The sequence below is a fragment of the Bradyrhizobium sp. SZCCHNR1093 genome, from assembly GCF_032381175.1.
Lineage (GTDB): Bacteria > Pseudomonadota > Alphaproteobacteria > Rhizobiales > Xanthobacteraceae > Bradyrhizobium.
Genome location: NZ_JAUHJJ010000022.1, coordinates 21,123 through 29,663, shown reverse-complemented (window position 1 = coordinate 29,663; position 8,541 = coordinate 21,123). Strand labels below are relative to the sequence as shown.

Here is an 8,541-nt window from a genome sequence, read left to right as displayed (position 1 = left end):
GATGCAGTCATGGCTCGAAATTGCACCGCGCCGAGCCCTCTCACCCCCCTAATTCGGATTCTTGCCCAGCCTCGACGGGTGCGATGACGCGCCCGTCGAGACGATTTTGTCGTGCCCGGCGCCCGGATTACACGTGCGCGACGAGGGGGATTTCGCTCGGCGCCACAAGGCGATCCCAGTGTCCAGCCCGGTGGCGACAAAAATTTCACTTTCGTTTTTCCGGAAATCGTGATTGTTTAGCCCCATCCCGCCTCGTCGAGAGGGCGTATCGCGGTCGTCACGAACGTGGAGGTGGGATGCGGTGGACGCCGGCGGCGCGCAGCATGCTCAGGGCATCACATGCCCCGTGAGAGCGTGCGGACGAACGCGTCACGGCGTACGGCCAAGTCGCGTGGTCCTGGCATCCCGATGCCGATGCCTCCGCGGCGGCGTGCTCACAGCGCGTCGTCGCGCACGGTGACCAGAAAGCCCGGCGCACCGGGGAGAACGCGAAGCAACCGTTAAGACCATCCGCGCAGGGAGGGCCGGGATGTCCCAGCCGAACCTGTGGTACCTGCCGCCTGCATTTCTTTCTGCAGGCGGGCCATGGGGGCGGCAGGCTCCCGGCCTTCCCTGCGCCTCTTGTTTTCCAAGGGGCGACCGGCACGCAAAGCTCGGGCGTCATCCGCCGCGAGAATGCACCGTCATATCTCGTCGGCTACTGCGCCTGCGGCGCACCGTAGTTCGGCGCCAGCAGGCGGTTGCGGACGAGCCAAGCCATGGTGCGCGTCCAGGATTCGTCGGTGTTGCCGCGCATATCCGCAGTCATCGCCGCGACCGGCTTGCCGGTGTGAACGTCGCGCAGATAGATGTTCATGTTGAGGATGAGATTGGAGACCTTTTGCACCGTCCCGGTGATGGCGAGATCGGCGCCGATGTCGCCCGCGAGCTTGACGTCGCAGCCGCCGCAGGCCTGCAGATTGCTGTGGTGCGCCGCATCGTTAATGGAAGCGATGTCGAGCACGCGAAAACGTCCGGAGTCCTGCAGCGCCGCGCGCAGTTGCTCGGCCGCATGCGCCAGCCTGTTCTGCTCGTCCTGGCGCGGGCCCTGCACCTCGCCCTGCAGGCTGGTGTCGATCAGCTCGAAGTCGAACACCGCCACCTTGGTCGGCTCGGCATGCACTGATGTCGCAGACATCAGGATCAGGAACGCGGGGAGAACGGCAGGTTTCAAGGTCGTGATCCGAAATGACGCGACAGCGGCCAAAAGTGGGGTTGAAAGCTAGGCCAATTCGTTCATCTTGCAAGATGAAACCTCGCCGGACAAGGACGAGGGAACAATGGGAGGACATGTGGTCCTGGGAGTTCTGGCCCGATCTCTGATGGGCGCGATCGGCCTCATCGCCGCCGCAACTGCCGCCAGCGCGGCGGATCCGGTCGACATCGCGATCGGCTATCTCGGCCGCGCCAGCGTGCCGCAGACCTTGTCGCCGCTCGACCAGCCAGCGGCCGATGATGGCGTGGCCGGCGCGAAGCTCGCGATCGAGGACAACAACACCACCGGCAAGTTCCTCAGCCAGCGCTTCACTTTGATCGACCGCCGCGTCAAGGATGACGAGGACGCCGCGCAGGCCTCCAATGAGCTCGCCGGCAAGACGGGATTCGTCCTCGTGGACCTGCCGCCGGATGCGCTGCTGAAGGTCGCGGATGGCCTGCGTGGACGTGGCATCACCCTGCTCAATGTCGGCGCCACCGACGACCGCCTGCGCGAGCAGGACTGCCGCGCCAACGTCATCCATGTCGCGCCGACGCGCTCGATGCTGGCCGATGGCCTGGCGCAATATCTGGTCTGGAAGCAGTGGAAGCGCTGGCTGCTCGTCACCGGCTCGCACGACAATGACAGACTGTTCGCTGACGCGCTGCGCCGCGCCGCCACCCGCTTCGGCGCCAAGATCGTCGAGGAGCGCACCTTCGCGGACACCGGCGGCGCACGCCGCACCGACTCTGGCGTCACCTTGATCCAGCGCCAGATGCCGGTGTTCACGCAGAAGGCGCCCGCCTATGACGTGCTGGTCGCGGCCGACGAGAGCGAGGTGTTCGCCTCCTATTTGCCCTATCGCACCTGGGATGCGAGGCCCGTCGCCGGCTCCGCTGGCCTGCGTCCGACCAGTTGGGATCCTTCACAGGACCAATGGGGCGCCACCCAGCTGCAGAACCGCTTCATGAAGCTCGCCTCGCGCCGCATGGACGCCTTGGACATGCAGGCCTGGATGGCCGTGCGCATGATCGGCGAGGCCGCCTCGCGCACCAACTCCGGCGACGCCAAGACGATGAGCGACTATCTCAAGAGCCCGAACTTCACCATCGCCGCCTTCAAGGGCACGCGCCTCTCGCTGCGCGACTGGAACCTGCAGCTCCGCCAGCCGATCCTGCTTGCCGACGGCCGCATGATCGTCTCGGTCTCGCCGCAGGAGGGCTTTCTGCACCAGGTCTCCGAGCTCGACACGCTCGGCGTCGACCGCCCTGAAACCAAGTGCAAGCTGCAATGATGTCGGATCTGATCCTGCTGATGAAGATGCTTAGTCCGACATGTCAGATGCAGCACGATGCGCGTGGCGTTCCGAGCTCGTTGGCCGGTGAGAAGCCGATGAACGAAGATGCCAGCGCGGTGCCAGCCCCTCCCCGCATCGCTGCGAGATCTCGCGTCCATCAGACAAAGAGTCGAATGAGAAAATTGCGCGATCAGCTTCCAAAGCGCCCGGCCCTGGCAGCCGGCCTGCTAGCCGCCGCGCTGTCGCTGGCCTCCGTCGCTCCCGCCTCTGCCTTCGTCGCCTTCGTCTCCAACGAGAAGGGCAACACGGTCTCCGTCATCGACACCGATACGTGGACCGTGACCAAGACCATCAAGGTCGGCCAGCGGCCGCGCGGCATCGCGTTCACGCGCGACGGCAAGTTCGTGATGGTGGCGGTCGGCGACGACGACACCATCCAGGTGATCGATGCCAAGAAGATGGAGGTGGTGGATACCCTGCCCTCCGGCCCCGATCCCGAGCTGTTCGCGCAGGACGCCGCCGGCAAGACGCTCTATGTCGCCAACGAGAACGACAACACCGTCACGGTGCTCGACCTCGAGAAGCGCGTCCGCATCGGCGACGTCCAGGTCGGCGTCGAGCCCGAGGGCATGATGCTCAGCCCGGACGGCAAGATCCTGATCTGCACCTCCGAAACCACCAACATGGCGCATTTCATCGACACGGCGACCCGCAAGATCGTCGCCAACGTGCTGGTCGATGCGCGGCCGCGCTATGCCGAGTTCAAGAGCGACGGCTCGGAGCTGTGGGTGTCCGCCGAAATCGGCGGCACCGTCTCGATCATCGATCCGGCCAAGCGTGAGGTCACCGGCAAGATCAAGTTCGCCGTCCCCGGCCTGCGCAGCGAGGCGATCCAGCCGGTCGGCATCGGGCTCACCAAGGACGGCAAGACCGGCTTCGTCGCGCTCGGCCCGGCCAACCGTATCGCCGTCGTCGACGGCGCCACCCACGAGGTGAAGAAGTATCTCCTGGTCGGCCAGCGCGTCTGGCACATGGAGTTCACGCCGGACGAGAAATATCTGCTCGTCACCAACGGCGTCTCCAACGACGTCTCGGTGATCGACGTCGCCGCGCAGAAGGTGATCAAGACCATCCAGGTCGGCGAGCTGCCCTGGGGCATCACGATTGCACAGCCATGACGACGCAAAACGCACCCACTCTCGACTCGACAGGCTCTGCATCGCAGCCGGCGCCCGAGCAGGTCCCCGCGCTGTCGGTCGCCGGCGTCAGCCATTCCTACGGCGCACGCAAGGCGCTCAACGACGTCAGCTTCGCCGTCCAGCCTGCGAGCTTCACCGCCCTGCTCGGCCTCAACGGCGCCGGCAAGAGCACGCTGTTCTCGCTCATCACGCGGCTGTTCGCGGTGCAGACCGGCCAGATCGGCATTTTCGGCCATGACATCGGCCGGACGCCGGGCGAGGCGCTGCGGCTACTCGGCGTCGTGTTCCAGCCGCGCACGCTCGATCTCGATCTGTCGCTGACCCAGAACCTGCTCTATCACGCCGCGCTGCACGGCATCGCCCGCCGCGAGGCCCGCGCGCGCAGCGAGGAGCTGCTGGCGCGGATCGGCCTCGCCGACCGCGCCGGCAACAAGGTGCGCGACCTCTCCGGCGGCCAGATGCGCCGGCTGGAGATTGCTCGCGCCCTGCTGCACCGGCCGCGCCTCTTGCTGCTCGACGAGGCCACCGTCGGCCTCGACGTCAAGGCGCGCGCCGACATCGTCGGTCACGTCCGTCAGCTCGTCGCCGAGCAAGGCATCGGCGTGCTCTGGGCGACGCATCTGTTCGACGAGATCGCGGCGACCGATGATCTCGTGGTGCTGCATCAAGGCCGCGTGCTGGCGCGCGGGCCCGTCCCGCAGGTCATCGCCGAGGCCGGTGCGACCGACGTCAACGCGGCGTTCGCGCGGCTGACGACCCAGGCCAGTCCGGCGCGGAGCTCCGAGCCATGACCGTCACCACCGTGCACGCGCCCCCACCCACACGCAGCGGCTTCTCGGCCGGCGAATACATCACCTGCCTCACCGGCATCGTCTGGCGCGAGGGCCTGCGCTTCCTGCATCAGCGCGAGCGCTTCGTCTCGGCGCTGGTGCGGCCGCTGGTCTGGCTGTTCATCTTCGCCGCCGGCTTCCGCCAGGTGCTGGGTATCTCGATCATTCCGCCGTACGAGACCTACATCCTTTATGAGGTCTATATCGCACCCGGCCTGATGGCGATGATCCAGTTGTTCAACGGCATGCAGTCGTCGCTGTCGATGGTCTATGACCGCGAGATGGGCAACATGCGCACCTTGCTGGTGAGCCCGCTGCCGCGCGGCTATCTCCTGTTCTGCAAGCTGCTCGCCGGCACCGCCGTCTCGGTGCTGCAGGTCTATGCGTTTCTCGCCATCGCCTGGTTCTGGGACATCACCCCGCCGCCGATGGGCTATCTGACGGTGCTGCCGGCGCTGATCCTATCCGGCCTGATGCTCGGCGCGCTGGGCATGCTGATTTCCTCCGGCATCAAGCAGCTCGAGAATTTCGCCGGCGTCATGAACTTCGTGATCTTCCCGATGTTCTTCGCCTCATCGGCGCTCTACCCGCTCTGGCGCGTCGAGGAAGGCAGTCCCTGGCTGGCTTATCTCTGCGAAGCCAACCCCTTCACCCACGCGGTCGAGCTCATCCGCTTTGCGCTGTACGGCAAGCTGAACTGGGTTTCGCTCGCGGTGGTCGGCGGCTGCACCGCCGTATTCATGATCGGCGCGATCCTGGCCTATGATCCGTCGCGGGGGTTTGTCAGGCGCGGTCCCGGAGGCGAGGCATGAGGTTCAGAACGACACTGGCGGCCGTCGCCATCGCTGCGTCGGCAGGTGCTGCGCAAGCCGCCGATCCGCGCTATCCGGATTGGCCCTGCCCGCAGGCCAAGGTGCCGGAAATCTCCATCGCGGCGGTGTGGTCCGGCCCGCCGATCGACGATGTCGGCGCGAGCTGGAAGGACGATGTGAAGGTGGCCGAGCTCGTCGCCAAGCTTGCCGCGCGCCGTATCCCGCTGGAGCAGGCCCAGAAGGACGTCGCCGATTTCCTGACCGGAACGTCCGAGGAGAAGACACGCAAGGGCAAGCTGCTGTTCGTCGGGCTGTTCGACACGCTGAACGCGCAGCGGACATCGGTCATGAACGGCCTCGAGCGCGTCATGCGCAAGCAGCGCGAGGCCGTCGACAAAGTGCGCGGCGACACGATCAAGCTGCAGGAGATGCAGAGCAGCGCCGCGCCGGATCAGGCCAAGGTCGAGGAAATGACCAACCAGTTGAACTGGGAGACGCGCATCTTCGAGGATCGGCGTCGCGTGATGAAGTTCGTCTGCGAGGTGCCGACCGCAATCGACCAGCGCCTGTTCGCGCTGGCCCGGGAGATCCAGCAGGACATGGAGTAGCTGTTTTGATGCGCTCTCGCCGCCCTCCCCGCTCACTCCTCAGGCCGCGGCTCAGGCTGCGTCTGCTGCAGCGGCAGGTCGGCGCGGCTCCAGCCGTCGGTCCCGTCGGGATACCAGGCGACGTTGCGATAGCCAAAGGTCAGCGCGCGCTTGGCGGCATTCCACGACATCCAGCAGTCTTCGAGGCAGTAGAACACGAGCAGACGACCGAGGTCGCCGCCCGACGCGTGCGCCAGCCCGCGCTTAAGATAGTCCTCAGTCTGGGGCGCCAGCACACCATACCCGGTGTCGGGCAGCCACATGCTGCCGGGAATGTCCAGGCGCGGCTGCTCGCGCCACACCGTCCCTGCCGGCAGATTCTTCGGCTTGGGCGGGCGCGGCAGCACGTCGACGAAGGCGGCGGACTTCGCGCGCCAGATCGCCTCGGTCTCCCGCGTCGACAGCACGCGCGCACCGGCCAGGGTCGTCGGCACCGGCGCGCGGTAGTTCTCGGTCCGGTAGCTGTCCGGCTCCGGCACGAGATCATCGGCTCGGACCGCCGCGGCGATCAGCAGCACGCCTGCCAACGCCGCCGCGGCGAGCCGAACGATCATGGCGATGTCTTCGCCGCAGCCTCGGCGGTGATCAGATGATTGCTCTCGTCCAGCAGCGGCACGCCGAAGTCCAGCAGGATCTTGTTGATCTCACCCTGGTTCTCCTGGATCAGCTTGTTGAGCTGACGGCGCCAGTTCTGGTCCGCGCCACGGACGCCCATGGCAATGCGATAGATCAGCTTCGGCCCGCTGGTCTCTTTCACCAGCGGCGTCACGTGCAGCTGCGGGCTCGCCTGCTTGGCGTAGTACCCGGCCATCGGGCCCCACAGCACGCCGGCATCGATATCGCCGGACTTCAGATCGTTGATCATCGCCTCTGCCGAGGAATCGACGCGGGTGTCGATCATCAGCGGATAGGGCTTTGCGGTCGGCATCAGCCCGGCCAGCGCCATGTTGGTCGCCGGCGGCGTGCCCGCCACGATGCCGATGTGCTTGCCCTTGAGCTTGGCATCCTCCAGCGTCGTCACATCGGCGAGATCGGAGCCCGGCTTGGTCACGATCGCGTAGGCCGTCCGGTAATAGGGACTGGTGCTCTGCACCAGGTCGTCCCCTTGGGGAAAGCCCATGATCACGTCGCAACGGTGCGAGCCGAGCGTCATGCGCACGAATCCGGTGGCCTGCGGGAAGAACGTGTAGTCCACCTTCTTCTGCAGCTTGGCGGCAAAGAACTCGGCCAGCTTGTTCTCGAAGCCGTCGCCCTTCTCGTTCGAGAACGGCAGGTTGCGCGGATCGGCGCAGACCCTGAGCACCTTGGGATCGACCAGCTCGATCGACAGGTCCAGGCCGTCATTGCTCTGGGCGTAGGAGGCGGCCGGCCCGAGCAGAGTGAGCCCCGCGGCAACGGCCAGCGAGCAGGCAAGTTTGTGACGCTTCGTCATCCGTATTTCCATCCCTATCGAACGCATCGCGGTATTTTTGAAAATGCTAGGCCGCCGGCCGCTCCGGTGCAACAGCCGCCGTCATCGCGAAGAGTTGACCCATTGCTGCACCGCAACGTCCATCGTCTGACGCACACCTCTCACGCGAGCAAGGCAAGCCGATGGTGAGACAATTGATCATCGCGATCACCGCCTGGGGGGCGCTGGCGCTCGGCAGCGCCGCTCTTGCCATGCCGCCGGAACTCGAGGTCAGCGAGATCGCGCCCGGCGTGTTCGTTCACATCGGCCAGACCGCGCTGATGAACGCGGCGAACGAGGGCGCCATCGCCAATGTCGGTTTCATCGTCGGCAACGACGCGGTCGCCGTGATCGACACCGGCGGCAGCGTCCGCGAAGGCCGCGCGCTGCTGGCAGCGATCCGCGCCCGTACCGCCAAGCCGGTGCGCTACGTCGTCAACACTCACGCCCATCCGGATCACGCATTCGGCAACGCGGCATTCGAGGGCGACGGCACGCGCTTCGTCGGCGCCAAGAACCTGCCGCGCGCGCTTGCATTGCGCGGACCGCACTACATCGAGGCGTTCCGGCGCCTGATGGGTGCCGAGCTGATCGACGAGGTCCGTCTCGTCGCCCCGTCGATCCTCGTGGACGACGAGATGATGCTCGACCTCGGCGGCCGTACCCTCACGCTCAAGGCCTGGAGCACCGCGCATAGCGACTGCGACCTGTCCGTCTATGATGACCGGAGCCGGATCTTGTTCGCCGGCGATCTCGTATTCCTGCGTCACATCCCGGTGATGGATGGCAGCCTGCGCGGCTGGATCGCCGACATGGCCGCGCTCGCGACCATCCCGGCCGAGCGCGTCGTCCCGGGCCATGGCCCTGTCAGCCCGTGGCCACTGGCGCTCAGCGACGAGCGTCGCTACCTCGACATATTGGCCCACGACGTTCGCGGGCTGATCAAGGCGGGCAAGCCGATCGCGGACGCCGCTGGGGCCGCCGGATCGGAGCGCGGCAAATGGGAGCTGTTCGACGACTACAATGCCCGCAACGCGACTGCGGCATTCTCGGAAATGGAATGGGAATGAGG

9 protein-coding genes are annotated in these 8,541 nt (G+C 66.2%); 6 read left to right on the top strand and 3 right to left on the bottom strand.

Features of this window, described 5'->3' with window-relative positions:
• Positions 1–697: 697 nt before the first annotated feature.
• On the bottom strand, positions 698–1,177 hold the full coding sequence (locus tag QX070_RS32870) for a DUF3280 domain-containing protein (RefSeq protein WP_315741287.1): 480 nt from the start codon (positions 1,175–1,177) through the stop codon (positions 698–700).
• A gap of 142 nt (positions 1,178–1,319) precedes the next feature.
• Here QX070_RS32870 and QX070_RS32865 point away from each other — a divergent pair, with 142 nt between their 5' ends.
• The 5 genes from QX070_RS32865 (at position 1,320) to QX070_RS32845 (ending at position 5,980) form a co-directional block, all read left to right on the top strand.
• Positions 1,320–2,528, top strand: coding sequence for an ABC transporter substrate-binding protein (locus QX070_RS32865; RefSeq protein WP_315741284.1), 1,209 nt, complete (start codon positions 1,320–1,322; stop codon positions 2,526–2,528).
• 176 nt (positions 2,529–2,704) lie between these two features.
• The gene (locus QX070_RS32860; protein WP_315741283.1) at positions 2,705–3,709 is read left to right on the top strand and encodes a YVTN family beta-propeller repeat protein; all 1,005 of its coding nucleotides are present in this window, start codon (positions 2,705–2,707) and stop codon (positions 3,707–3,709) included.
• Complete coding sequence (locus tag QX070_RS32855) at positions 3,706–4,521, top strand: ABC transporter ATP-binding protein (protein ID WP_315741282.1); 816 nt, start codon at positions 3,706–3,708, stop codon at positions 4,519–4,521. The genes QX070_RS32860 and QX070_RS32855 overlap by 4 nt, the downstream gene beginning before the upstream one ends.
• A complete protein-coding gene (locus tag QX070_RS32850) occupies positions 4,518–5,372 on the top strand; it encodes an ABC transporter permease (protein ID WP_315741281.1) in 855 nt (284 codons plus the stop codon). Before QX070_RS32855 ends, QX070_RS32850 begins: the two co-directional genes overlap by 4 nt.
• Positions 5,369–5,980 carry a hypothetical protein gene (locus tag QX070_RS32845; protein ID WP_315741280.1) on the top strand — a complete coding sequence of 204 codons (612 nt, stop codon included), beginning with the start codon at positions 5,369–5,371 and terminating at the stop codon, positions 5,978–5,980. The genes QX070_RS32850 and QX070_RS32845 overlap by 4 nt, the downstream gene beginning before the upstream one ends.
• Positions 5,981–6,012: 32 nt before the next feature.
• On the opposite strand, the gene QX070_RS32840 is transcribed toward QX070_RS32845, so the two are convergent.
• Positions 6,013–6,573 (bottom strand): PQQ-dependent catabolism-associated CXXCW motif protein, encoded by a 561-nt coding sequence (locus QX070_RS32840; protein ID WP_315741279.1) that lies wholly within the window; start codon positions 6,571–6,573, stop codon positions 6,013–6,015.
• A complete protein-coding gene (locus QX070_RS32835; protein WP_315741278.1) occupies positions 6,570–7,451 on the bottom strand; it encodes a substrate-binding domain-containing protein in 882 nt (293 codons plus the stop codon). The genes QX070_RS32840 and QX070_RS32835 overlap by 4 nt, the downstream gene beginning before the upstream one ends.
• A 161-nt stretch (positions 7,452–7,612) precedes the next feature.
• On the opposite strand from QX070_RS32835, the gene QX070_RS32830 reads away from it, so the two are divergent.
• Complete coding sequence (locus QX070_RS32830; protein WP_315741277.1) at positions 7,613–8,539, top strand: quinoprotein relay system zinc metallohydrolase 2; 927 nt, start codon at positions 7,613–7,615, stop codon at positions 8,537–8,539.
• The last annotated feature ends 2 nt before the right edge of the window (positions 8,540–8,541 follow it).